The sequence below is a fragment of the Streptomyces sp. NPDC039424 genome (assembly GCF_055639495.1).
In genome coordinates this window covers 84948-107233 of the sequence record NZ_JBVKAI010000017.1, presented here as the reverse complement: position 1 = coordinate 107233, position 22286 = coordinate 84948, and the positions used below count along the sequence as shown (strand labels likewise).

Annotated in this window: 18 protein-coding genes; 4 read left to right on the top strand and 14 right to left on the bottom strand. The window is 72.3% G+C overall.

The annotated features are described in order from the left end of the window. Positions 1–4 precede the first annotated feature (4 nt). From ACZ7L0_RS32910 to ACZ7L0_RS32880, 7 genes are all read right to left on the bottom strand, one after another. Entirely contained in the window at positions 5–3757 is a 3753-nt protein-coding gene (locus ACZ7L0_RS32910) for a lipopolysaccharide biosynthesis protein (protein WP_471246183.1), read from the bottom strand. Continuing rightward, a complete protein-coding gene (locus ACZ7L0_RS32905) occupies positions 3750–4550 on the bottom strand; it encodes a polysaccharide deacetylase family protein (RefSeq protein ID WP_471246182.1) in 801 nt (266 codons plus the stop codon). Before ACZ7L0_RS32905 ends, ACZ7L0_RS32910 begins: the two co-directional genes overlap by 8 nt. Continuing rightward, a complete protein-coding gene (locus tag ACZ7L0_RS32900) occupies positions 4547–5587 on the bottom strand; it encodes a glycosyltransferase family 2 protein (RefSeq protein ID WP_471246181.1) in 1041 nt (346 codons plus the stop codon). The genes ACZ7L0_RS32905 and ACZ7L0_RS32900 overlap by 4 nt, the downstream gene beginning before the upstream one ends. Next, positions 5584–6405 (bottom strand): glycosyltransferase family 2 protein, encoded by an 822-nt coding sequence (locus tag ACZ7L0_RS32895; protein WP_471246180.1) that lies wholly within the window; start codon positions 6403–6405, stop codon positions 5584–5586. Before ACZ7L0_RS32895 ends, ACZ7L0_RS32900 begins: the two co-directional genes overlap by 4 nt. 342 nt (positions 6406–6747) lie before the next feature. Beyond that, complete coding sequence (locus ACZ7L0_RS32890; protein ID WP_471246179.1) at positions 6748–7869, bottom strand: GNAT family N-acetyltransferase; 1122 nt, start codon at positions 7867–7869, stop codon at positions 6748–6750. Position 7870: 1 nt separating this feature from the next. Further along, complete coding sequence (locus tag ACZ7L0_RS32885) at positions 7871–8296, bottom strand: hypothetical protein (protein WP_471246178.1); 426 nt, start codon at positions 8294–8296, stop codon at positions 7871–7873. Between the two features lie 172 nt (positions 8297–8468). Continuing rightward, positions 8469–9677 carry a S8 family peptidase gene (locus ACZ7L0_RS32880; protein ID WP_471246177.1) on the bottom strand — a complete coding sequence of 403 codons (1209 nt, stop codon included), beginning with the start codon at positions 9675–9677 and terminating at the stop codon, positions 8469–8471. A 264-nt stretch (positions 9678–9941) separates the two neighbouring features. Between ACZ7L0_RS32880 and ACZ7L0_RS32875 the strand changes: the two genes are divergently transcribed. Then, a complete protein-coding gene (locus tag ACZ7L0_RS32875) occupies positions 9942–10748 on the top strand; it encodes an SGNH/GDSL hydrolase family protein (protein ID WP_471246176.1) in 807 nt (268 codons plus the stop codon). A gap of 21 nt (positions 10749–10769) precedes the next feature. On the opposite strand, the gene ACZ7L0_RS32870 is transcribed toward ACZ7L0_RS32875, so the two are convergent. The 4 genes from ACZ7L0_RS32870 to ACZ7L0_RS32855 all read right to left on the bottom strand — a co-directional run bounded on the left by ACZ7L0_RS32870 (position 10770) and on the right by ACZ7L0_RS32855 (position 17251). Further along, on the bottom strand, positions 10770–12371 hold the full coding sequence (locus ACZ7L0_RS32870; RefSeq protein ID WP_471246175.1) for a serine/threonine-protein kinase: 1602 nt from the start codon (positions 12369–12371) through the stop codon (positions 10770–10772). Between the two features lie 45 nt (positions 12372–12416). Continuing rightward, positions 12417–14003 (bottom strand): HoxN/HupN/NixA family nickel/cobalt transporter, encoded by a 1587-nt coding sequence (locus tag ACZ7L0_RS32865; RefSeq protein ID WP_471246174.1) that lies wholly within the window; start codon positions 14001–14003, stop codon positions 12417–12419. Then, complete coding sequence (locus ACZ7L0_RS32860) at positions 14000–15607, bottom strand: tetratricopeptide repeat protein (protein ID WP_471246173.1); 1608 nt, start codon at positions 15605–15607, stop codon at positions 14000–14002. The genes ACZ7L0_RS32865 and ACZ7L0_RS32860 overlap by 4 nt, the downstream gene beginning before the upstream one ends. A gap of 102 nt (positions 15608–15709) precedes the next feature. Continuing rightward, positions 15710–17251, bottom strand: coding sequence for a DUF4331 domain-containing protein (locus ACZ7L0_RS32855; protein WP_471246172.1), 1542 nt, complete (start codon positions 17249–17251; stop codon positions 15710–15712). 220 nt (positions 17252–17471) lie between these two features. Here ACZ7L0_RS32855 and ACZ7L0_RS32850 point away from each other — a divergent pair, with 220 nt between their 5' ends. The 3 genes from ACZ7L0_RS32850 to ACZ7L0_RS32840 all read left to right on the top strand — a co-directional run bounded on the left by ACZ7L0_RS32850 (position 17472) and on the right by ACZ7L0_RS32840 (position 19223). Further along, a complete protein-coding gene (locus ACZ7L0_RS32850; protein WP_471246171.1) occupies positions 17472–18014 on the top strand; it encodes a sigma-70 family RNA polymerase sigma factor in 543 nt (180 codons plus the stop codon). Beyond that, a complete protein-coding gene (locus ACZ7L0_RS32845) occupies positions 18011–18832 on the top strand; it encodes an anti-sigma factor (protein ID WP_471246170.1) in 822 nt (273 codons plus the stop codon). Before ACZ7L0_RS32850 ends, ACZ7L0_RS32845 begins: the two co-directional genes overlap by 4 nt. Before the next feature lie 115 nt (positions 18833–18947). After that, positions 18948–19223 (top strand): hypothetical protein, encoded by a 276-nt coding sequence (locus ACZ7L0_RS32840; protein WP_471246169.1) that lies wholly within the window; start codon positions 18948–18950, stop codon positions 19221–19223. Between the two features lie 41 nt (positions 19224–19264). Here ACZ7L0_RS32840 and ACZ7L0_RS32835 read toward each other — a convergent pair whose 3' ends face one another. The 3 genes from ACZ7L0_RS32835 to ACZ7L0_RS32825 form a co-directional block, all read right to left on the bottom strand. Further along, complete coding sequence (locus tag ACZ7L0_RS32835) at positions 19265–20461, bottom strand: CaiB/BaiF CoA transferase family protein (protein ID WP_471246168.1); 1197 nt, start codon at positions 20459–20461, stop codon at positions 19265–19267. Positions 20462–20524: 63 nt separating this feature from the next. Then, positions 20525–21307 carry an ABC transporter permease gene (locus tag ACZ7L0_RS32830; protein WP_471246167.1) on the bottom strand — a complete coding sequence of 261 codons (783 nt, stop codon included), beginning with the start codon at positions 21305–21307 and terminating at the stop codon, positions 20525–20527. After that, the gene (locus tag ACZ7L0_RS32825; protein WP_471246166.1) at positions 21304–22260 is read right to left on the bottom strand and encodes an ATP-binding cassette domain-containing protein; all 957 of its coding nucleotides are present in this window, start codon (positions 22258–22260) and stop codon (positions 21304–21306) included. The genes ACZ7L0_RS32830 and ACZ7L0_RS32825 overlap by 4 nt, the downstream gene beginning before the upstream one ends. Positions 22261–22286 lie beyond the last annotated feature (26 nt).

Genomic DNA, 22286 nt, shown 5'->3' with positions numbered 1-22286 from the left:
CCCGTCACTTCATCGTCGCGAACCGCTGCACCACAGACGCCAGCAGCACCGCCAGCAGCGGCAGCGAGAACCAGAAACTGCCCTGCAGCCGGCGCAGTTGCCGCACGCTCGGCCGGACCGCGACCCGGACCACCTCGCGCGCGGTGAGCAGCAGGACCAGCGCGACGGCGGCGAGAGCACCGACCACCGACCACGGCGTCCAGGTCACCCGCGGCCCGATCGGCCCGGGATCCGGCCGCGGCACCTTGCCCGCGGGCGGTTCGCGCAGTGCGTACATGGTCACGTCGTCGTTGGCCAGGACCTTGGTCAACTCCCGCCGGTCGTCCAGGTTCCGAATCAGCCGGGACTCCCAGGCCGCCGGGTAGCCCACGTCCATCCGGAGGTAGGTGACCTGGCTCTCGTTGATCATCAGATACGAGTTCGGGCCCGCGTCCTTGAGCGCCTTGACCAGGCCCGACACCAGCACCGGGTCGGTCGGCGCGAGCGTCGGCACGTAGTTCACGCGCTCCATGTCCTGCGCGCCCCACGGCATCGCCGGCGTCACGTTGTTCACCGTGTCGTTGCTCAGCCACAGCAGCCGTACCGTCGGTCTGTCGTGGGCGTACACGTAGTCCATCGCGGCGACCTCGCCGGTCCGGATCCGCTCGAACGGCTCGTTGCCCCAGCGGGCCACCAGGAACCCGCCCATCAGCAGCAGGCCCGCCAGCAGCGCGGCCAGTGGTGCCAGCCGGACGCGGTCCTTCTCGCGCTCCCGCGCGGTGGCGCCGGTGCGCGGGAAGAGGGCGAGTCCGGCGAGCAGCCCGGCGCCGGGCAGGGCGAACATGAAGACCCGCAGGGCCATCTCCCCGCCGTACGACTGCATGCCGAAGCCGAGGAACGGGACGAAGGTGAGCACCAGCAGCGACCGCTCGCGGTATCCGTTCCCGCGCCGCCGCAACCAGCCGAGGCAGGCGAACGCCACCACCCCGCCGGCCAGCAGCACCCGCGTGTACAGGACCAGCTTGTGCGTCGGGTCGCCGCCCTGGATACGGCCGGACACGGATGTCGACACATTGCTGCCGACTCCGCCGACTCCGCCGAACAGCTCGTCGAAGTGCCCGGACCAGTACGGCTCCGCCATGAAGCCGACCCACACCGCGACCAGCACCGCGAACAGGATGGGCAGGCCCCGCAGTTCCGACCTGCCGGTCAGCACCAGCACGGTGAGCACGCCCAGCATCACGAACGGGGTGAGCTGGTGCGCCGGGACGCTCGCCGCGTACAGGCCGATCAACACCAGAAGCAGCACGGCCCGTTGCCGCCGGTCGGTCGGCTCGACCTCCGCCTCGCCGGGGCGGAACCTGCCCCACAGCACGTGCGGTGCGCGAAACCAGACGAGGAGGATCGCGACGAAGGCGAGATAGAGCAGATAGGTGAAGCCCTGCGGCGAGAAGTAGTCCTGGCCGACCCAGCCGCTGAGCACGAAGATCCACACGCCGGTCCATCTGGCCCGCCAGCCCGCCCGCAGCGAGCGGGTGAGCAGGAACATCGGCGCCAGACAGGCGAGCTGGACGGCCAGCGGCCACCAGCGGATGACCTCGGTGAAGTCGCCGATCCCGCAGGCCTGCGCGACGAACGCCGCCGCCGCGAAGAAACCCGGCCAGCTCCAGCGCGCGTCCAGGTCCGGTACGGCGGACCCGGTGCGGTCGATGTAGTCGATGAACCCCAGGTGCTGCCAGGCCGTCGCGAACCGCGGCTCGGTCTCGATCACGGCGGGCAGCGCGTGCAGCGACACCACCGTCGCCAGCAGCGTCAGCAGCAGCAGCGTCCGGTGCTCGCGGCGCAGCCACAGCAGCGCGGCGAACACCGCGACCAGCAGCGCCGCGCCGATCAGCGTCGGCGGCGGCAGTACGGAGATCAGGCCGAGCCCGCCCATCCGGTCCAGGTCGGCCTCGTCGAGCCGCAGCGCCGGCACCCAGTACAGCAGGAGCGCGGCGATCAGCAGACAGCCGAGGACGACTCCGGGGAGGGTGGGCAGGAGGCGGGCACGGCGCGGGAGCGGTGACCGCGCCGGTTCGGGTGCGGCCGCCGTCCCGAACGGCGGGTCCGCCTCCGCCTCGGCCTCCCGCAGCAGCGACGCCTCGGCGGGACCCAGCGAGGCCTCCGCGCCCGGTTCCCTCGCCCACTCCCGGCTCGGCGCCCGGGCCGGCCGGTGGCCGGTGGGTGCCGCGGGCGTGCCCGTGGGCGGGGTGCCCGGCCCGGGACGTACGTCGGGACGGCGTTCCTGGTGGTCGAAGTCGACGTGGACGCCGAGGGCGAGGGTGTCGCCGTCCAGTGCCCAGGCCGGACCCCGCCTGCGGGGCCCGGCCTGGGCGGGGACCTCGCGCGCCCCCAGGTCGGCGAGATCCCCGTCCGGCGCCGCCGCCTCCGGGACGGTGTCCGGGGCGGCCCTGACGGTCCTGAACAGCTTGGGCGCCGCGATGGCCACGATCACCGCGAGGCTGGAGATCTCGGCGACGCCCGCGCCGGTCAGGCCCATACGGGGGAGCAGCAGCAGCGTCAGGCCCAGCACCAGTACGCACAACAGGCCCTGCAGCCAGGCCAGTCCGGAGGTGCGGCTCTGGGCGCGCAGCACCGCGAAGTACGTCTCCATCACCACCCGCAGCAGCGCGCCGACCGCGAACCAGCGCAGCAGCGGGGTCGCGGCGTGCGCGTAGCCGGCGCCGAAGACACCTAGGATCCACGGCGCGGCGAGGAACAGCAGGCCGCAGATCGGCAGCATGATCCGCGCCATCCGCTTCAGCGCCGACCGGGTGTCGGCCGCGAGCCGCCCCGGTTCGTGCGAGCCCTCGACGGTGAGGGACGCGCCCATGTTGATGGCGAGCAGGTTGACCGTGCCGCCGATGGTGGTGGTGATGTAGAAGTACGCGTTGTCCTCGGAGCTGACCTGGGCGGCGATGATCACCGGGACCAGGTAGACCACGGCGAGGGAGAACAGCGAGCCGGTGTAGTCCCCGGCGAGGAACCTGCCGATCTCCTTCGGCGTGGGCGGCCGGGCCTGTTCCGCGGTCGCCTCGACATGCCGGGGGACCAGCCGCCGGAACACCAGCAGGCCCAGCGGCACCACGGAGGTGGCGATCGCCAGGACCCAGGAGGCGAAGACGCCGGTCGTGGGCATCGTGGCGGCGAGCGACACCAGCAGCCCCAGCTTCACGGCGGAGAACACCGTGTTGCCCACCGGCACCCAGGGCGCGCTGCGCAGCCCGGTCAGCACCCCGTCCTGCAAGGTGAGCAGGTTCCAGGCGGCGACAGCCATGACGAAGCCCAGCCCTTTGACGGACCCGTGCAGGAACCGGTACGACGGCCCCCACGCGTCCAGGGTCAGCAGGAAGGACCCCGCCGCGAACGCCACGACGACCGAACTCGCCAGGTACGTACGGGCGATGAGGCGTCCGGTGGAGCGCCCCGACACCGGGATGAACCGGGCCAGGGCGCCCGTCAGGGTCACCGCGGTCAGCCCCGCGAGGAGCTTCATCGCGGCGATCGCGGCCGAGCCCTGGCCCACCGCGGACTCGGAGTAGTAACGGGCGGCCATCAGCCAGTAGCCCAGGCCCAGCACCGCGGATATGCCGGTGTTGAGCATCAGCGCGTAGGCGTTGCGGAAGAGCTGGCTGCCGCCCGGGGACCGGCCGCGTCCGGGCAGGCGGAGCCGGCGCCCCGGCCGCTCGGGCGCCTCGGTGGCGGCGGTCGCGGCCTCGGTGGTGGTCGTGTCAGACACGGCAGCGGATGGCCTTCCGGCGGACCTGGCGGGCTCTGCGGACAACGGCGTACCCCTTGGTGAGGGCACGGTCCCGGGCGAAGGTGCGGGCGATCGAACGGCCTTCGAGTAGCCGCCCGAACTCCTCCGCGTCCGTGGCGCGGCGTACGGTGACCCGCTCCAACGCGTACGGTCCCTGACGCCGGCGGGCGAGCGCGTTGCCCACGGCGAGCGCCTGGGCGAACCCGGCCGCGCGCACGGCCCGGCGCACCCGCCGGCTGGAGTAGCCGTAGGGGTAGGCGAAGGAGGCGGGTACGGTGCCCAGTTCGCCGGCGACGATCTCCCTGCACCGGGTCAGCTCCCACCGCAGCGTGTCGTCGTCGAGCCGGTCGAGCTGCGGGTGGGTGTGGCTGTGCCCGCCGATCTCGACGCCCGCGCCCGCCAGTTCCCGCACCTGGTCCCAGTCGAGCATGGTGTCCAGGCCGTCCCCGGTGTCGTACGCGCCCCGGATCCAGCCCGTCGAGACGAACAGTGTGGCCGCGAAGCCGTGCTCGGCGAGCACGGGCAGGGCGTGCCGGTGGACGCCCTCGTAGCCGTCGTCGAAGGTGATCAGGACCGGGCGCCCGGGCAGCGGCCGACCGGACCGCCAGCCCGCCGCCAGCTCGGCCGTGCCGACCGGCGTCAGACCCAGGTCACCGATCATCGCCATCTGCTCCGCGAACGCCTCCGGGGCGACCGACAGCACCCGGGTGGCGTCGTTCGGCGCGCTCGCGACCGAGTGGTACATGAGGATCGGCACGGGTGCGGAGGTCATGCGCTCGCTCCCTTCACCGATTCGGCCGGCGCGGGTGCCCCGGCCGGGGTCGCTCCCTCCGCCGTCTCCGCCGTTGGTACTGAGAACGCCGTCCGGCGTCGCCGTGCCCGTACGCTCCCCACCGCGTATCCGCCCGCCGCGGTGAGCACCCCGGCGACGATCGCGCCCGCGCGTCCCGCGCCGCCGGGCCGGGCCAGCAGTGCGTCCCGCAGCCCGCGCGCCACCCCGGCGGGCAGTACGCGGGTGGCGTACCGGCGCTCCGACTCCAGCCCCTTGCCGGCGCCCACGCTGCGGGCCACCAGGGCCTTGGACAGGCCCTCGGCGTAGGCGCGGGTGCGGAAGTAGGCGAAGTGCTCGCGTGTTCCGGGCACCCGGTGGTGGATCACCGCCCGGTCGTCGATCAGCAGCACCGCGTCGGGCCGGCCCCGGGTGAGCCGGATGCACAGCTCCGTCTCCTCGCAGCCCAGCGGACGCCGGTCGCCGTCCCGGCCGATACCGGTGGCGAAGCCGCCCGCCGCGTCGAACGCCGTGCGCCGGAAAGAAGCGTTTCCGCCCAGCACGTTGCGGACCCGGACCCGCCCCGGCGGCAGGCCGCGGTAGGTGCAGCCGACCACCCAGTCGAACTCCTCCGGGAACCAGGCCGGGCGCCGGCCCGACGCCCACACCGGCTCCGTACGGCCGCCGACGGCCATCACCCGGGGATCGGCGTACCCTTCGGCGAAGCACCGCAGCCAGTCCCGCTCGGCCACGGCGTCGTCGTCGAGGAAGGCGATCACCTCGCCGTACGAGGCGGCGATGCCGGTGTTGCGGCCGGCGGACAGGCCGCGGGGGCCCGCGTTGGCGAGCACCCGCACGTCGCCGGCCTGCGCGTACTCCCCGGCCAGCCGGTGCAGGAGCGCCGGATTGTGGTCGACGACCAGCAGCGTCTCCAGCGCCGGGTACGACTGCGCGCGCACCGAGGAGACCGCCGCGAGGATGTCCTCCCAGCGGTCCTCGGTGTACACGCAGATCACGACGGAGATGTCGGGACCGCTCAAGACACCTCTCCCTGCCCGGCGCGCAGCATCGGCGAGTGGTGGGCAAGGCGGCGCAGGGCGCGCCGGTTGGAGCGCTCCCGCAGGATCACCTTCAGCACCCTGAGCCCGTCCCGGACGGCCCGCAGATTGCTCGTGCCGTGGATGCGGAGGTACTCGTGGCTGGGTATCTCCTGAACCTTCAGCCCGGCCTTGACCACCCGGATGTTCATCAGGGTCTCGACCTCGAAGCCGGTGCAGTCGAGGTCGATCTTGTCGAGGCAGTGCCTCCAGAAGGCGTTGTATCCGTAGCAGAGGTCGGTGTAGCGGGCGCCGAACTTGTGGTTGACGACCGCGCACAGGGCCCGGTTGCCGAGTTTGCGGACGAAGGTCATGTCGTCCGTGCCGCCGCCGTTGGCGAAGCGCGAGCCCTTGGCGAAGTCCGCGCCGGAGACCAGGGCGCAGACATAGCTGACGATCTCCTGCCCGTCGGCCGAGCCGTCCGCGTCGACCATCACGATGATGTCGCCGGTGCAGGCCTCGAACCCGCTGATGAGCGCGTCCCCCTTCCCTTTGCCCCGCTGTTCGACGACCCTGACCTCCGGCCACAGGTCACGCGCGACCTCGACCGTGCCGTCGGTGGAATTGCCGTCCACGAGAACGACTTCGTGTATCCAGTCCGGAAGGGTCTTGAAGACGTAGGGCAGATTCTCCGCCTCATTCATGGCGGGGATCACCACGCTCACCGGCGGCGTTATGGCCAGGTGAGAGGAGATGGGCCGGTAGATGGCGGACAGTAAAGGATCTTGGCCCGAATTGGGCGGGCGCAGAACGGAACTCATGACTCGTTTCCCTCTCGTCCGGTGGACCGCCCGCCCCCGGGCGGCCCGGCTCTGTATCCGGTTCGAAAGGGGGGTTCTCACTCACGGCACGGCGAAATGAATCTCCGAGCACGCGGGTGAGCTGGCAAATCTGGCCGGTCTGCCGGAAAAACGGCAGCCGGTCGCGCGGCACGGCCCGGTCACCGGTGCGGTCACCGAGCGCGGCACCCCCCTACCGCGCCCCGCGCCGGAACGTCGTGGCCCTGAGCCCTCCCCTGGAGCCGCGTACTGACGGACCGATGCGGGTGAGATGTATGACGGTATTGACGATTGAACCCGTATGGCAAGGCCTGGAACGAAGCCTCACCTTTTTGTTGGTTTGGACGTTACCAGCGCTCTCGAACGAATTTTTCCCATCCGTTTGAGAATTCTGTCCGCCGGTTCGAACAGTTCCGGCCGTGACAGCACCATGTTGCGCAGCGCCCGGACCGGGGCGCGCCGCACCCGGTGTCCGACCGCGATGGGGTGACGCCTGGTCACCCACCCCTCGGACACGGCGATTTCGCGTGTCTTCAGGGAGTCCTTGTATTCCTTCTGGCCCCGGCCGAGATCGAGATGGGCGATGCCGTCGGCGGCGGCCGCCTCGGCCATCCGCAGGTGCAGGACCAGGCCCGGCGAGTACTTCGCGAACGCCGGGTCGTACGCCGGGAACCAGCAGGCCAGCACCCGCTCGGTGCGCAGCCCGAAGTGGGCGGCGACCGGCCGGCCGTCCGCGTACAGCACCGACAGGATCCCGGCGAACGGTTCGGAGCGGGTGTGGAAGAGCAGGGTCACCAGCCGGGTGATCCACTCGTGCGCGAAACGGTCACTGCGCCCCGTGCGGCGGTACTGCGCGGACTTCCATGCCATCAGCGTGCGCAGCGCCTCGGGATCGCGCTCGTCGTGCACGTAGCGCACGGCGCCCGCGTCCCGGCCGAGCCGCCGCTCCTTGGCGAGCGTGGTCCGGGTGAACTTCGGGGACCGGACGCGCAGCCGGCGCAGATAGGCCTCGTACCCCTGGTCGACGTCCATGACCGGGGACGGGAAGGTGCCGGAGGCTCCCGCCTCGAACGGCTGCTGACCTTCCACCAGGTGGTCGAACTCCCATACGGCGAGCCCGCAGGCCCGCAGCAGCTCCTCGGCGTCCCAGGTGAAGCCGGGCCGGTGCACCAGGCCCTGGCAGTCCGAGACACCGAGGCCGACGGCCCGGCCGACGCCGGTGGCGGATCTCTGGTACGGGAAGAACGCGGCGGGCTCGCCGTCCTCGCGGACCACGGCGATCCGCACCCCGCGTCCGGCCCGGCCCACCGCGAGGGCGAACTCCGGGGACAGGAACGGGTTCGCCAGTTCGGGGGAACCGTGCAGATGGGCCTTGGCCTGCATCGCCGTCCAGGCCGCCCGGTCGGCGGCGCTCAGCTCACCGGGGCGGTACACCCTGATGTCCACGTCACACGCCCTGTCTTCTCGCCGTACGGCCGCGCGGCCGTCGCGGCAGGACCAGCAGGAGAACGAGGAGGCTGAGCACGGTCACGGCGACCACCCCGCCACGCGCCGACCAGTGGTGCGCGGCCAGCATGCCCTGCGCCACCAGCATGTTGACGGCCACCGCTCCGGCCGCCGAGGCGATCACCCGGGCGAACGGATCCAGCCCGCGCAGCGCCGCCGCGACGGCCGCGGCCGGTGCCGCGAGCAGGAAGAACAGCGTGCACGGGCCACGCAGGAACCAGTCCGACCCGGTGAGCGCGAGCAGCGCGCCGACCCCGCCGACGGCCGTCGCGGCCCCCGCGAGCAGCGGCGACAGGTCCCTCCCCGGCCCTGGCCGCGCACGCTCGGTGGTGTCCGTTGCATATGTCTTGATGTGTAAGGTCTGCATTGGCGACTTTGCCCCCCGAAGCGCCGGATGCCGGGCTTCAATGTCGCGCAGCCCCTTGGTGGCCGTCAAGATGCGGAAGGCGCCTGTACGGGTTCTCGTCTCGTTTTAAACATGTGTTCCCCGGAGGCGCCGGCTGCCTCCGGGGAACGGTGTCCGCACTGCTTGGTGCGGGTTACGGCACGAGCTTCAGCAGCTTGTTCGGTGAACCGGTGCCGACGCTGGACAGGGCTCCGGAGGTGGCGCCGTTCACCAGCGCCGTGGCGACCTGCGCCGGGGTGGCCGAGGTGTGCCCGGCGAGGTAGACCGCGGCCGCGCCCGCGACGTGCGGGGTGGCCATCGAGGTGCCGGAGATGGTGTTGGTCGCCGTGTCGCTGGTGTTCCAGCCCGCCGTGATCGAGGAGCCGGGCGCGAAGATGTCCAGGACCGAGCCGTAGTTGGAGTAGCTGGCCCGGGCGTCTGAGCTGGTGGTGGCACCGACCGTGATCGCCTCGGTCACCCGTGCGGGCGAGTACGAGGAGGCGTTCGCGCTGCTGTTGCCCGCCGCCACCGCATAGGTCACGCCGCTGGCGATGGAGTTGCGCACGGCCGTGTCCAGCGAGGTGGAGGCCGAGCCGCCGAGCGAGAGGTTGGCGACCGAGGGTCCGCTGTGGTTGGCGGTCACCCAGTCGACACCCGCGACGACCCCGGCCGTGGTGCCGGAGCCGCTGTCGTCGAGCACGCGGACGGCGACGATCTTCGCCTTCTTGGCGACGCCGTAGGTGGAGCCCGCGATGGTGGTGGCCACATGGGTGCCGTGGCCGTTGCCGTCCTGGGCGGTGGTGTCGCCCTCCACCTCGTCGTAGCCGTAGGAGGCGCGGCCGCTGATCTGGCTGTGGGTGATGCGGACGCCGGTGTCGATGACGTACGCGGTCACCCCGCTGCCCGCGCTGTCCGGGTAGGTGTAGGTGCCGGAGAGCGGGAGAGTGGCCTGGTCGACGCGGTCCAGGCCCCAGGGGGCGCTGGACTGCGTGGTGTCGGCCAGATGGACCGTCTGGTTCTGCTCCACGGCGGCCACCGCCGGGTCGGCGGCGAGTCTCGCGGCCTCGGTGGCCGAGAGGTTGGCGGTGTAGCCGTTCAGTGCCGCGCCGAACGTCTTCTTCACCGTGCCGCCGTACTCCTCGATCAGGTCCTTGCCCGTGCTGGACGAGGCCCTGAAGCCGGCGGCGTTCTTCAGGGTGACGATGTAGCTGCCCTTGATCGCCGTGGGGGAGCCGGCGGCGAGCACCTTTCCGGTGGCCGGGGCGGCCTGGGCGGGCAGGGCGGTGAGCCCGCCCACGAGGGCGGCGGCCGCGACGCCGGTCAGCGCGGCGGCGCGGAGCTTCTTGGTACGCGTCTGTGCCATTGCGAGGGAGTCCTCCTCTTGGCGAGCGCGCGCCCGGGTCGGCGCGCGTTCGTGGGGGTTGACCACAGCCTCGGTCGAACATGATTGCGGAACAAGTGAGTTGACGATCTGTCAATAAAGCTGACATGGACACGCAATGAATCGATCAATGAAGGCCCGCAGCGGTCCTATTGGGACCGGAAAAAGTCTTGGCATGGACACTTCCCGTCAACACGCGTAGTTGCTACGACAGTTGTGGCAGAGATCATGCTAAAGGGAGGTTCCATGAGACGTTCCCGATTCGCGGCATTCGTGACCTCGCTCCTCCTCACCACCGGCCTCGCCTTCACCGAGGCCGCCACCGCGCAGGCATCCCCCCTCGCCGCGACCGGTGGCTATGTGGCGCTCGGCGACTCCTACTCCTCCGGAGTGGGCTCGGGCAGCTACATCAGCTCCAGCGGCAGCTGCGACCGCAGCACCAAGGCGTACCCGTACCTGTGGAACGCCGCCCACGCCCCGTCCTCGTTCGCCTTCAACGCCTGCTCGGGCGCGAAGACCGGCGACGTACTCGCCAACCAGCTCGGCTCGCTCAGCACCTCGACCGCCCTGGTCTCCCTCACGGTCGGCGGCAACGACGCCGGATTCGCCGACGTGATGACGACCTGTGTCCTGCAGTCCGACAGCGCCTGCCTGTCGCGGATCAACACCGCGAAGGCGTACGTCGACTCGACCCTGCCCGGCAAGCTCGACAGCGTGTACTCGGCGATCAGCGCCAAGGCCCCGTCCGCCCGTGTGGTCGTGCTCGGCTACCCCCGCTTCTACAAGCTGGGCACGACGTGCGTCGGCCTCTCCGACACCAAGCGCGCCGCGATCAACGACGCGGCCGACTACCTGAACACCGCCGTCCACAAGCGCGCCCTGGACCACGGCTTCGTCTACGGCGACGTCCGCACCACCTTCACCGGTCACGAACTCTGCTCCGGCAGCGCGTGGCTGCACAGCCTCAACCTGCTCGACATCGGCGAGTCGTATCACCCGACCGCGTCCGGCCAGTCCGGCGGCTATCTGCCGGCCCTCACCAACGCGGCCTGAACCGCCGTCGGGCCCGCCTCCTCAGGGGGTGGCCGAAGGCGAGGAGGAGGCCCCGCCCGTCGGGGTCTCCGTCGTCGCACAGGTCACCGAGAACGGCACCTCGTCGGACGTCGTGCGCACCGGACCGCGGACCTCGACGCTGATCGCGTTCTCGATCGTCCCGCTCTCGGAGTACGTCGTCACGGTCACCCTGTCCTGCTTGGACTTCCCGCCGCCCGCCGGGAACGACAGCGTCTTCCACTCAGAATCGGAGAGCGAGCCGCTCCTCGCCACCCACCGGTACTCGACCTGCGCGGGCAGCCGCCCCACCGTGAACGTCGCCGTGAAGGCGGGCGCCTCGGCACTCGGCGGCGGACAGGCCCCGGAGTACTCCGTGTTCGCGCCCGTCAGGGTGACGCGCACGGACTGGGGAGCGGCCGAGCTCGCCGGAGGACTGCTCCGGGTGGCAGGCGGGGCGCCGGTCTTCGCGTCGGTGCTGTGGCTCGGGGTGGGCGAACGGAGGCTGCTGCTCCGGTCCGTGGTCGCGCCACCATCGACCTTGTCGGCGTCGCCGCCGTGGTTGAGCAGCGCGTACGTCAGTCCGGCCAGCGCCAGCGCCACGGCGACCAGACCCGCGACCATGACGACGACGGCACGCCGGTTGCGGTCCGGCCGGTCGGCCGTGGTGGTCGCGGTCCCCGGGTGCGTGAAGGGCCCGGTCGGTACGGGTCTCGGCGGGGTCGGGGACGACGGCCGCGGCGGACGGGCCGCGACCGTCGGGGCGTACCCCACGGGCACCGTGTCCGCACGCGGCGCGCCGCCCGCCGCGATCACCCGCAGGTCCTGCTCGGCCAGTTCGGCCGGCAACCGCTCGGCGGGATCCTTGCGCAGCAGACCCTCGATGACGGGGGCGAGCGGACCGGCCCGGCGCGCCGGCGGCAACTCCTCGTCGACCACCGCGCGCAGGGTGCTCAGCGGCGTGTCCTGGCGGAACGGCGAGCTGCCCTCGACGGCCGCGTACAGCAGCACGCCCAGCGACCACAGATCCGACTCCGGGCCGGGCGTGCGGCCGAGCGCCCGCTCCGGGGCGAGGAACTCGGGCGAGCCGATCACCTCGCCGGTCATGGTCAGCGCGGAGCTGCCCTCGACCGTGGCGATGCCGAAGTCGGTGAGCACCACCCGGCCGTCGTTCGCCAGCAGCACGTTGGCCGGCTTCACGTCCCGGTGCAGCACCCCGGCGGCATGCGCGGAGCGCAGCGCGGCCAGCACCTCGGCCCCGATGTGCGCGGCGCGCTCCGGGGGCAGCGGGCCCTCCGCGTCCAGCTGGTCGGCGAGGGACAGCCCGCGCACCAGCTCCATGACGATCCAGGGCCGGCCGCCCTCCATCGCCACGTCGTACACCGTCACCACGTTGCGGTTGGCGACCCGCGCCGCCGCCCAGGCCTCGCGCTCCAGCCGGGCGTACATGCGCTCGACGTCCGGTCCGGGCAGCCCGGCCGGGGCCCGCACCTCCTTGACGGCGACCTCGCGGTGCAGCACCTCGTCGAGGGCGCGCCACACGGTTCCCATGCCGCCCTCGCCGAGCGGGGCCAGCAGACGGTAGCGGCCCGCGACGACACGTTCACTGCCCGGCTGTTCGGACACGGGTGCCCCCCACGGCATCTCGCGTGAATTCTCCACAAAAGTAGCTCAGCCGAGTGCGGATGCCGCCCCCTTGAGCACCAATCCGGCGCCCAGGGCCAGCACGACGAACGCGGACGCCAGCGGCGTGGTCCTGCGCACCAGGGCCGCCGCGCGACCGGCCGACCAGCGGGGGCGCCTGTTCAGTACCCGGTTCATCCCGCTGCCCAGCTTCACCACGGCGAACCCGGCCGCGGTGAGCGTGAGCGCCAGTCCCACGCCGTACGCGACGACCAGCAGCAGACCGAACCAGGCCTGCCCGAGGGCCGCGGCGCCCACCAGCACGACGACCGCGGAGGGACTCGGCACGAGCCCGCCCGCGAACCCGAGCAGGATCGTGCCGCGGAGGGTGGGGGCGGTGGCGTGCGTGTGGGTGAAGCCGCCGTGGGTGTGCTCTATGGCGGTGCCGTGATGGTGGTGGCTGGGGTCGTGGTCGTGGTCGTGGCTGTGCTCGTGATCGTGGTCGTGCTTGTGGTCGTGGTCGTGCTTGTGGTCGTGATCGTGGTGCTCATGCGTGTGCGTGTGCGCGTCTCCGTGCGAGTGATCGTGCCCGTGCCCGTGCTCGTGAGCGGGCTGCCGGCTGCGCAGTGCCCGGCGTACGAGGCTCGCCCCGGCGAAGGTCACCAGGACGCCGCTCGCGATGCCCAGCCAGGCGATCACCGAGGGGGCCGCGGCCGAACCGGCCGTGACGAGCAGGCCGAGGGCCACCACGCCCAGGGTGTGGGTGACCGTGACCGAGGCGGCCAGGGGCAGCACGTCCCGCATACGGGCCCGGCCGCCCCGGGCGGCCGCCGTCGCGGCCATCAGGGTCTTGCCGTGTCCGGGGGCGAGGGCGTGCATCGCGCCGAGGCCGATCGCGATGAGCAGGGCGAGGGCGGCGAAGCCGAGGGTGAGGTCGTGGCGGGCGACGAGGTTGTCCAGGGCTCGGGTCCAGCGGTCGGCGCCGCGCGGCAGGACCGAGGCGGCCGGGGCCTCCTTGCGCTCCTCGGCGAGGGCCGGCCCGCCGGGCCGCACCCGCACGGAGGCGGTGGCGGTGTCGGCCGGGGAGGAGAGCAACTCCTTGGGGTAGGTGGTCAGTTCGTGGGAGACCGAGGTCTTCGGCACGTCCGACGCGGTGAGCGTCATACGGTCGCCGCGCGCGGTGATCTCCCGCCAGCCGGGTCCCGCGGACGCCCCCGCGCCGTGGAAGCCGAGGGTCACGGCGTCGCCCTCGGGGAGCGGGGCCGTGAACCGGCACTCCACCCGCACGGTGTTGAGCCCGGCCTGGCCGGGGCGCAGGGTCGCGTGCTGGGCGCCGGCCGACAGGGCGGTCTTACGGCCGTCGACCGTGAGCCTGCTGCCCTCGGCGGCGTCGGCGCACCGCTGCCGGGCCCACTCGGTCAGGCCCAGCCGCTCGATGTCCGGCTTGGCCTGGGTGGCGGGGATCTCGGCGAGGTCCTCGACGTGGTCGACGCGCAGCTGTCCGGGAGCGGCGACCAGGCCGTCGTACCGGTTGACGGTGAAGTTGCCGAGCGGATGGGCGCTCGCGGCGGTGGCGGGCAGCAGGGCGAGCGCGCCGGCGGCCACGGCGGCGGCGAGAAGTCGACGGGGCTTCACTTGGCCGCCTCCAGCGCCTTGCGGGCCTCGGCGGCGCCCAGGGGGGAGAAGCCGGGGTTCAGCTTCAGGGCCGCGGTGAGGGAGGCGCGGCCGTCCTTCCGGTGGCCGGTGGCCAGTTCGATCATGCCGCGGTGGTAGAGGAAGGAGGCGTTGCGGTAGCCGGTGGCGGTGGCCCGGCGGGCGTGGCCGAGGGCCTCCTGGTCCCGGCCGTTGACGTGCAGGGCCCAGGCGAGGGCGTCCGCGGTGTGCACGGTGTGGCGGCGGGCCCACTCGGCGCGGGCCGCGCGCAGGGCTGCCGCCTTGTCGCCGTGGTCGGCGGCGGCGAGCGCGGTGTCGAGGTCGGCGTTGACGCCGTTGGCCTTGGCCAGCGCGATCCAGGCGTCCACGAGGGCGTACTGGTCCTTGGCCTTGGCCTTGTCGCCCTCCTGGCCCCGCGCCTCGTACAGCTCGCCGAGTTCGACGAGGGGGCCGGGCAGGGGATATCGCTGGACGACGAGTTCCATGCCCTTGATCGCGGCGGCCCGGTCACCGCTCGCGGCCTGGGCGCGGGCGCGGCCCTCCAGGGCGGGGAGGTAGTCGTCGTCGGCGGCCAGGGCCCGGGAGTAGTGCCGCAGGGCCGTCTTGTAGTCGCCCTGGTTCCAGGCGAGCTGGCCGAGCTGGGCGGACACGTAGGCCACGTCACCGGAGGAGGTGGCGGCGGAGAGCGCCTGCTCCAGCACCCGGCGGGCCGTCTTCACGTCGCCGCGCAGCTCGCGCACGTACGCGTACCGCGTGAACACGGGCACCCCGGGCTTGCGCTCGTCGGCCGTGTCGGCGGCCTTCGACGCCTCCTGGTAGCGGCCCAGTTCGACGAGGGCGTCGACCCGGGAGGACAGGGCGCGTTCGCTGTAGGGGTTCTGCTTCAGGGCCCGGTCCGCGTAGGCGAGGGCCTCCTCGAACCGGTGCCGGGCGGCGGCGAGCGCGGCGAGGCCGGCCAGGGCCTGGTCGTCGTCCGGGGCCAGCCGCAGGGAGCGCTTCAGGGCCTTCTCGGCCTGCGGATACCGGGAGGGGTCGCCCTTGGTCCGCGCTTGCTCGACATAGGCGAGCCCGAGGGTGGCCCAGCTGCCGTGGTCCCTCGGCTGGGTCCGGAGGTGGGCCTGGAGAGCGGCGATCCCCGCGTCGAGGTCGCCGCCGGCCAGCAGCCCGGGGGAGACGGCGCTGGAGGCGGCCACGGTCGCGGGCGCACCGTCCCGCGCCGCACCGATCGCGATCGCACCGCCGGTCAGGGCGATGGCCAGCAGGGCCGCACACCCCGCCAGCCGCGCCGCCCGCCACTTCCGCCCGGCCGCACCGACCCGACGCACGGCGGCGACCCGATCGTCCCCGCCCGCGGAGGAGGACACGGCGTCCTGCTCGGGGCGGTCCGCCTCAGCGGCGCTGGATTCCGGTCCCGCCTCGGGAAGGCCCGCCTCCGGAACGCCCTCCTCCGTGGTGGAGAGTTCGGCACCGGCGTTCGGGAGAGGGCCCCCGCCCCCGGCGGAGGCGGGCGGGGTGTCCGGCAGGTTGCCCTCGGGTGCGTCCACCGGGCGTGCGGCGGGCTCGTTGTCGTTCGTACGCGGGGGCATGCCCTCTCCTGGGTCGCCTGGTCGGTGCGGGAAGTCGTGGGGCGGCGCGGCCCGCGCCGTGGGGGAATGGTGCGCGGGCCGCGCCAGTTCAGCGGGCGTGGCTTAGTACGGGCGCTGCATACGCCGGCGCCACCACGCGAAGGCCGTACCGATCAGCAGGATTCCGGCCGCGCCCGAGGCCGCCGAGGCGGCGATCAGGGTCGTGTTGTCGGTGCCGCCGCCGGAGGTACCGGCCGGCTGCAGCGCGTCGCCGAGCTGGCTGCGCACATCGGCTCCGCTGGTCGTGCCCTTGGCGAGCTTGCCGCGCGAACCGGCCGTCGGCTGGGCCACGTACGGGAAGTACTTCTCGAACTTCTTGTCGTTCTTGTCGACCGCGTCGCTCAGGTCGTTCTTGGCACCGACCAGCTCACCCTCGACGACCTGGAGCGCCTCGTCGATCACGTCGTCGGTGAGGCGACGGCCGTTCGGGAAGCCCGCGTTGTCACCGTCGAGCACACCGAGCCGCTTGGGGTGCATGGCCGGCTTGATCGAGGTGTTGAGGCGCAGCTCCTCCGAAGCCTTCACGTTCGGCGGCTGGTTGAGGCCCTTGACGCCCTTCAGGAAGACGTCGACGAGGTCGTTGCGCGGCTCATCGGGAGCGTCGATCTTGTAGATCGCCTCGATCAGCTTCGGCAGCTCGGGGTTGGTCACGTTCTTCAGGAACTGACCGTCGTACGCCGGCTGGGAGGCGTTGAACTTGTCCTTGTCCTTCAGCGGGTTGACGACCTCGTTGACCAGCGGGTTGCCGAGGCGCGAGACCTGCGAGTAGTACCCCTGCGCGTTCCGGCGCTGCGTCGTCGACCAGATACCGACGATCGGCTGCTTGTCCGACTCGCGGATCAGGTCGTTGGGCACCTGCAGGGCGATCGTGTTGACGTTGTAGCCCTTGAGCGTGTCCCGGCCGACCTCGGTGAGGTTCCCGCCGTACAGCAGGTCGAAGACGCGCAGGTCCAGGAAGAACGGGTCGTCCGCCTGCCCGGCGAAGGTCTGGGCACCGTTCGCCGTCTTGTAGATCGCCTGGGAGCGCAGCTTGCCGTAGTCCGGCATCGACGCCTTGCCGACGTTCGACGGGGCCACCGGCACATCGTCCGCCAGCCTCGTCTTGTACACGGCCTTCCCGTGCTTCAGCCGGATCAGGTCGATGTCGTACGCCTGCGTGATGTTGAGGTCGGGGTCGTCCAGGCTGGTGACCGCGCCGGTGTTGTAGAGGAACGTGTTGTCGTTCTTCCGATGCGTCTTGAAGGTGTAGCGGAAGAGCAGGTCGTCCTGCGCGTCACCGTTGTTGTCCACGTGGAGGTCGTACTGCGCGTCCTCCGCGAACGTGTAGAAGTTCGGTCCGCCCGCCGGGTCCTGGAACGGGATCCAGTTCGCCACGATCGTCGTCGTGTCGGGCTTGTCCGGGCTGACGAACGCGTACACGTCCGTGTTGTCGTACTGCGGAGTCCCCGAGATCAGCGGGGCCTCCCGGTGGCTGGAGGCGGAGGCCGCCCCGGGTTCCAGCGTGGCCACGCCGGCGGCTGCGAGCCCGCCGGCGCCCAGCGCACCACAGATGAGGGTGACAAGGCCCTTGCGTCCCGCACCGCTCCTGGAAAATAGAGGTGTCATGCCGTCCGTCCTCAGTCCAACTTGCCTGACGGACGGGTATACGGAGCGGAGGGCCTGTTTGGATTGGTCCGAGGCAAAAAACTTTTTCGGACTTCCTGACTGGCGTTTTCGGACTGCCGATCCGTAACCCCTGCCGGAGGTGCGTTGATTGCGCATGGCTGGTGTGACAGGAGCTGGTGTGGCGGGATGGGGCCGGTGCGGCCACGGAGAGGGGACCCGAGTGGAGGCGGACGAGCTCCTGGTGCTCGTCGCGGGCGGCGACCAGAAGGCGTTCGAGCAGCTGTACGGCATGGTCTCCGGGCCGGTGTACGGGCTGGTGCGCCGCGTGGTGCGCGACCCCGCCCAGTCGGAGGAAGTGGCCCAGGAGGTGCTGCTCGAACTCTGGCGCTCCGCCGCCCGGTTCGACCCCGGCCGGGGCAGCGCCCTGTCCTGGGTGCTCACCCTCGCCCACCGCCGCGCCGTCGACCGGGTGCGCAGCGCCCGCGCCGCGGGCGAACGGGAGCAGCGGGAGGCACTCCGTTCCGGGGGGCCCGCCTTCGACCAGGTCGCCGAGGAGGTCGAGGCGGGGCTGGAGCGCGAGTGGGTACGGCGCTGCCTGGACCGTCTCACCACCCTGCAACGACAGTCCGTCACACTCGCCTACTACGACGGCTACACCTACCGCGAGGTGGCCGAGCGGCTGTCACTGCCGCTGGGTACGGTGAAGACGCGGATGCGCGACGGACTCACCCGGCTGCGCCAGTGCCTGGGAGGTGTCGCATGAGCCTGCTCGACCGTGTCCTCGGCCGCGAGGATCTGCACTCGCTCGCCGCCCCCTACGCCCTCGACGCCCTGGAACCCGCCGAGCGGATCCGCTTCGAGCGGCACCTCAAGGCGTGCGACCGCTGCACCGCCGAGGTGCGCGACCTCGCCGAGGACGCCGTGCGTCTGGCCTGGTCCACGGCGGCCCCGCCACCGGCCGCGATGCGCGACCGGGTACTGGCCGCGGTCCGCGCCATCCCGCAGGAACCGGCTCCGGCTCCGGCACGGGAGCGCGCCCCCCAACTCCCCCCGCACGTCTGGGGTGCCCAGCCTCCGCCCGCCCGCACCCGTCCGCGTCGCTCGCGTCCGCTCTTCGTCCCGTTCGCCACGGCAACGGCCGCCGCGGCACTCGTCGTCGCCGGTCTCTTCGCGGTCCAGGCCAACCGGACTCAGGACCGGCTCGACGCCGAACGGGCGCAGTCACGTGAGATCGCCCACGTTCTCGCCGCCTCCGACGCCCGCGCGACCAGCGGCAAGGACGCGCGGGGCCGAAGTATCGGAGTGATCGCTTCCGCCTCCGAGGGTCAAGCCGTCGTCACGCTCAGCGGGTACGGCACGCCGTCCGGCGGACGGGTGCACCAGCTGTGGCTCATGCGCTCCGGCGCGCAACCGCGCTCCCTCGGGCTCTTCGCGGCCGGCGACACGCCCCTGGTCGCCACCGGTCTGGCCAAGTCGGCCACGTCACTCGCCGTAACCGTCGAACCCGACGGAGGGTCAGCACAGCCCACCACTCAGCCAATTGCCCAACTCGCGTTGAAATCGGTCGGATTCGGAGAGTAATCGTCAACCTCCTTGTGGGGAAGGTGAATCCTGTGGCCGAGATACACGAGTGCCGCACCGGGGCGATAGGGTTACCCTGCCCGGGCCGGGTGGACTCGTACGGGTGGGGAGTGACATGGAGCAGATAACAGTGCGCAGCAGGGCGCGGGTCCCAGCGATCACCTGCGGGAGCAGCGCGACCAGTTCGCGGCTGGACCGCCATCTCTCGGTGCTGGGGGGTCCCGCCATACCGCAGCGGGAGACGGTCGAGGCGACCTCATTGATGCGTGAGCTGACGGCACGCGAACCCGCGCACAAGCGCAGTGGCAGGGGCGCCCGGGTGAGCCGGGTCTCGCTCTTCGCCCCCCTGCGCCGCCTGCGTCGTTCGCTGTTCGGCGGCAACAAGCACTGAGCGCACCCGCCCGCGCTCGGGGCCTGCCCGCAGGGCAGGCCCTAGGCCACCACACCGTCCCGGCGCAACGCTGCGATCTCGTTGTCCGTCATCCCCACGGCACGCAGCAGCGCCCCGGTGTGCTGCCCGAGCGCGGGCACATCCCCCATCCTTGCCTCGTCCCCGCCCGGCAGCGTGATCGGTGGCAGCAGCGCGCGCAGTGGCCCGGCGGGTGACCCCACCTCCCGCCACCGCTCCCGGGCCGCCAGCTGCGGATGCTCCGCGACCTCCCGCAGATCCCTCAGACGTGCGCAGGCGATGCCCGCGTCCTCCAGCCGGGCCAGTGCCTCGTCCGCCGTCAGCGCGCCCAGCGCCTTCGCGACCAGCTCGTCGGTGCGCTCCCGGTTCGCCACCCGGGCCGCGTTCGTCGCGTAGGCCGGATCCGTCCCCAGCTCCGGCCGCTCCATGACCCGTTCGGCCAGCCGCCGCCACTCCCGGTCGTTCTGCACCGACAACAGCACCCGCCCGCCGTCCGCCGTCGGATAGGCGTCGTACGGAGCGATGACGGCGTGCGCGAGGCCGGTGCGCGCCGGGGGTGTGCCGCCGTGCATCGTGTGGTGCAGCGGGTGGCCCATCCACTCGGCGAGCGCCTCCAGCATCGACACCTCCACCGGCCCGCCGCGCCCGGTCGTCCCGCGCCGCACCAGTGCCGCCAGCACTCCCGAGAAGGCGTACATGGCCGCCGCGATGTCCGCCGCCGGGATCCCCGCCTTCACCGGCTGCCCGGGTGTCCCGGTCACCGACACCAGCCCCGCCTCGCACTGCACGAGCATGTCGTACGCCCGCTTGTCCGCGTACGGGCCCGAGGGCCCGTATCCCGAGATGTCCACGGCGACCAGCCGGGGCCGCTCGGCGCACAGCGTGGCCGCGTCCAGGCCGAGCCGGGCCGCCGCGCCCTGGGCGAGGTTCTGCACGAACACGTCCGCGTCCGCGACCAGCCGCCGTACGACGTCCAGGCCGCGCGGGTCCTTGAGGTCCAGCGCGATGGACTCCTTGCCGCGGTTGCACCACACGAAGTGCGAGGCCAGACCGCGGGCCGCGGTGTCGTAGCCGCGCGCGAAGTCGCCGCCGTCGATCCGCTCCACCTTGATGACCCGGGCGCCCAGGTCGGCGAGCTGCCGGGTCGCGAAGGGCGCGGCCACGGCCTGTTCGACGGCGACGACGGTGATGCCCTCCAGGGGCAGGGGGAGTGGGTCCATGGGTGGATCATGTCCCGGCCCGGAGGCTTTGTCAGCAGGGGTTCACCGCGTGTGAGCTGCGGCTCAGCGCGGGCCGTGCGCGTACCGGCGTACCGCGAGCGGCAGGAACACGGCCAGCAGGACCCCGCACCAGGCGAGCGATCCGGCGACCGGATGGGCCACCGGCCAGGCGGCGCCCCGCGGTACGGGCGCGTTGCCGAACAGGTCCCGCAGGGCGGTGGTCACCGCGCTGATCGGGTTCCACTCGGCGAGCGTGCGCAGCCAGCCGGGCAGATCGTCGGTGGGGATGTACGCGTTGGAGAGCAGGGGCAGGACGAAGGTCGACGCCCCGAGCTGCCCGGCGGCCTCCTCGCTCCGCGTGAGCAGCCCCAGGAAGACGCCGATGCCCGTGCACGCGAGCCGGAACAGCAGCAGCAGGCCCACGGCGCCCAGCGCGCCGGGCACCGACCCCTCGACCCGCCAGCCCACCGCGAGCCCCACCATCAGCAGCGGCACCGTGCCTACGGCCGTGACGACCAGGTCCGCCACCGCCTGCCCGAGCGGGACCGCCGCCCGGCTGACCGGCATCGTGCGGAAGCGGTCCATCACGCCCCGGTGCGAGTCCTGGGCGGCCTGGAACATGCCGGTCATGATCCCGCCGGCCGCGGTCGCCACCAGCAGCCCCGGCACCAGGAACGACCGGTACTCCCGGCCGGGCATCGCGAGGGCGCTGCCGAAGACGTAGCCGAAGAAGAGCAGCATGTTGATCGGCATGACCTGGGTCAGGATCGCCAGCCCCGGGTTGTTGCGGACCCGGCGCAGCTGCCGGCCCACCATGGCGGTCCCGTCGTACGCCAACGCGCTCATGCCACCAGCTCCTTGCCGTCGGTGGAGTCCCCCGTGAGCCGGAGGAAGACGTCGTCCAGGGTCGGCTGCCGCAGCCCCACATCGGCCAACCGCACGGCCGCCGCGTCGAGTTCACGTACCAGCCGGGGGAGGGTGAGGGTGGGATCGGTGGTGACCGCGCCCACCGCGTTGCGGTCGCGGTCGAACGCCGGCTCGGCGCCGGTGAGCCGGTTCAGCACGGCCGCCGCCTCGCCCAGGGCGCCGGGATCCGCGACGACGACCTCCGCGTAGGCCCCGACGAGGGCCTTGAGCTGGGCCGGTGAACCGTGATGCGCGACCCGTCCCCGGTCCACCAGGGCGATGTCGTCGGCGAGTTGGTCGGCCTCCTCCAGGTACTGGGTGGTGAGCAGCACGCTCGTGCCGTCCGCCTTGAGCTCGCGTACCGCGTCCCAGATGTGGTTGCGGCTGGCCGGGTCGAGTCCGGTCGTCGGCTCGTCGAGGAACAGCACGTCCGGGCGGCGTATCAGGCTCGCCGCGAGGTCCAGGCGGCGCCGCATCCCGCCCGAGTAGGTGGACGCGGGCCGGTCGGCGGCCTCGGCCAGGCCGAAGCGCTCCAGGAGCTCCCCGGCCCGTTCGGCCGGCCCGCGCACCCGGTGCAGCCGCGCGAACAGCCGCAGGTTCTGCCGGCCGGTGAGGTCCCCGTCGACCGAGGCGTACTGCCCGGTCACGCCGATCCGGCGCCGTACGGCCGCCGCCTCCCGCACCAGGTCGTGGCCCGCGACCCGCGCCGAACCCGCGTCGGGCCGCAGCAGTGTGGTCAGCAGCCGTACGGCCGTCGTCTTCCCCGCCCCGTTCGGGCCCAGCAGCCCGCAGACCGTGCCCTCGGCCACGGCCAGGTCCAGCCCCCGCAGGGCGTGCACGGCGCCGAAGCGCTTCGCCAGACCTTCACTAAGTACAGCGTACGTAGTAGTCATACGGTGACCATAGCGCACTACGTACG

Coding starts and splice junctions, on each gene's coding strand:
- ACZ7L0_RS32905 (WP_471246182.1), bottom strand. CDS start 4,550: ATGACCTCCGCACCCGTGCCGATCCTCATGTACCACTCGGTCGCGAGC.
- ACZ7L0_RS32885 (WP_471246178.1), bottom strand. CDS start 8,296: ATGCAGACCTTACACATCAAGACATATGCAACGGACACCACCGAGCGT.
- ACZ7L0_RS32860 (WP_471246173.1), bottom strand. CDS start 15,607: ATGCCCCCGCGTACGAACGACAACGAGCCCGCCGCACGCCCGGTGGAC.
- ACZ7L0_RS32875 (WP_471246176.1), top strand. CDS start 9,942: ATGAGACGTTCCCGATTCGCGGCATTCGTGACCTCGCTCCTCCTCACC.
- ACZ7L0_RS32830 (WP_471246167.1), bottom strand. CDS start 21,307: ATGAGCGCGTTGGCGTACGACGGGACCGCCATGGTGGGCCGGCAGCTG.
- ACZ7L0_RS32835 (WP_471246168.1), bottom strand. CDS start 20,461: ATGGACCCACTCCCCCTGCCCCTGGAGGGCATCACCGTCGTCGCCGTC.
- ACZ7L0_RS32895 (WP_471246180.1), bottom strand. CDS start 6,405: ATGAGTTCCGTTCTGCGCCCGCCCAATTCGGGCCAAGATCCTTTACTG.
- ACZ7L0_RS32845 (WP_471246170.1), top strand. CDS start 18,011: ATGAGCCTGCTCGACCGTGTCCTCGGCCGCGAGGATCTGCACTCGCTC.
- ACZ7L0_RS32840 (WP_471246169.1), top strand. CDS start 18,948: ATGGAGCAGATAACAGTGCGCAGCAGGGCGCGGGTCCCAGCGATCACC.
- ACZ7L0_RS32825 (WP_471246166.1), bottom strand. CDS start 22,260: ATGACTACTACGTACGCTGTACTTAGTGAAGGTCTGGCGAAGCGCTTC.
- ACZ7L0_RS32880 (WP_471246177.1), bottom strand. CDS start 9,677: ATGGCACAGACGCGTACCAAGAAGCTCCGCGCCGCCGCGCTGACCGGC.
- ACZ7L0_RS32855 (WP_471246172.1), bottom strand. CDS start 17,251: ATGACACCTCTATTTTCCAGGAGCGGTGCGGGACGCAAGGGCCTTGTC.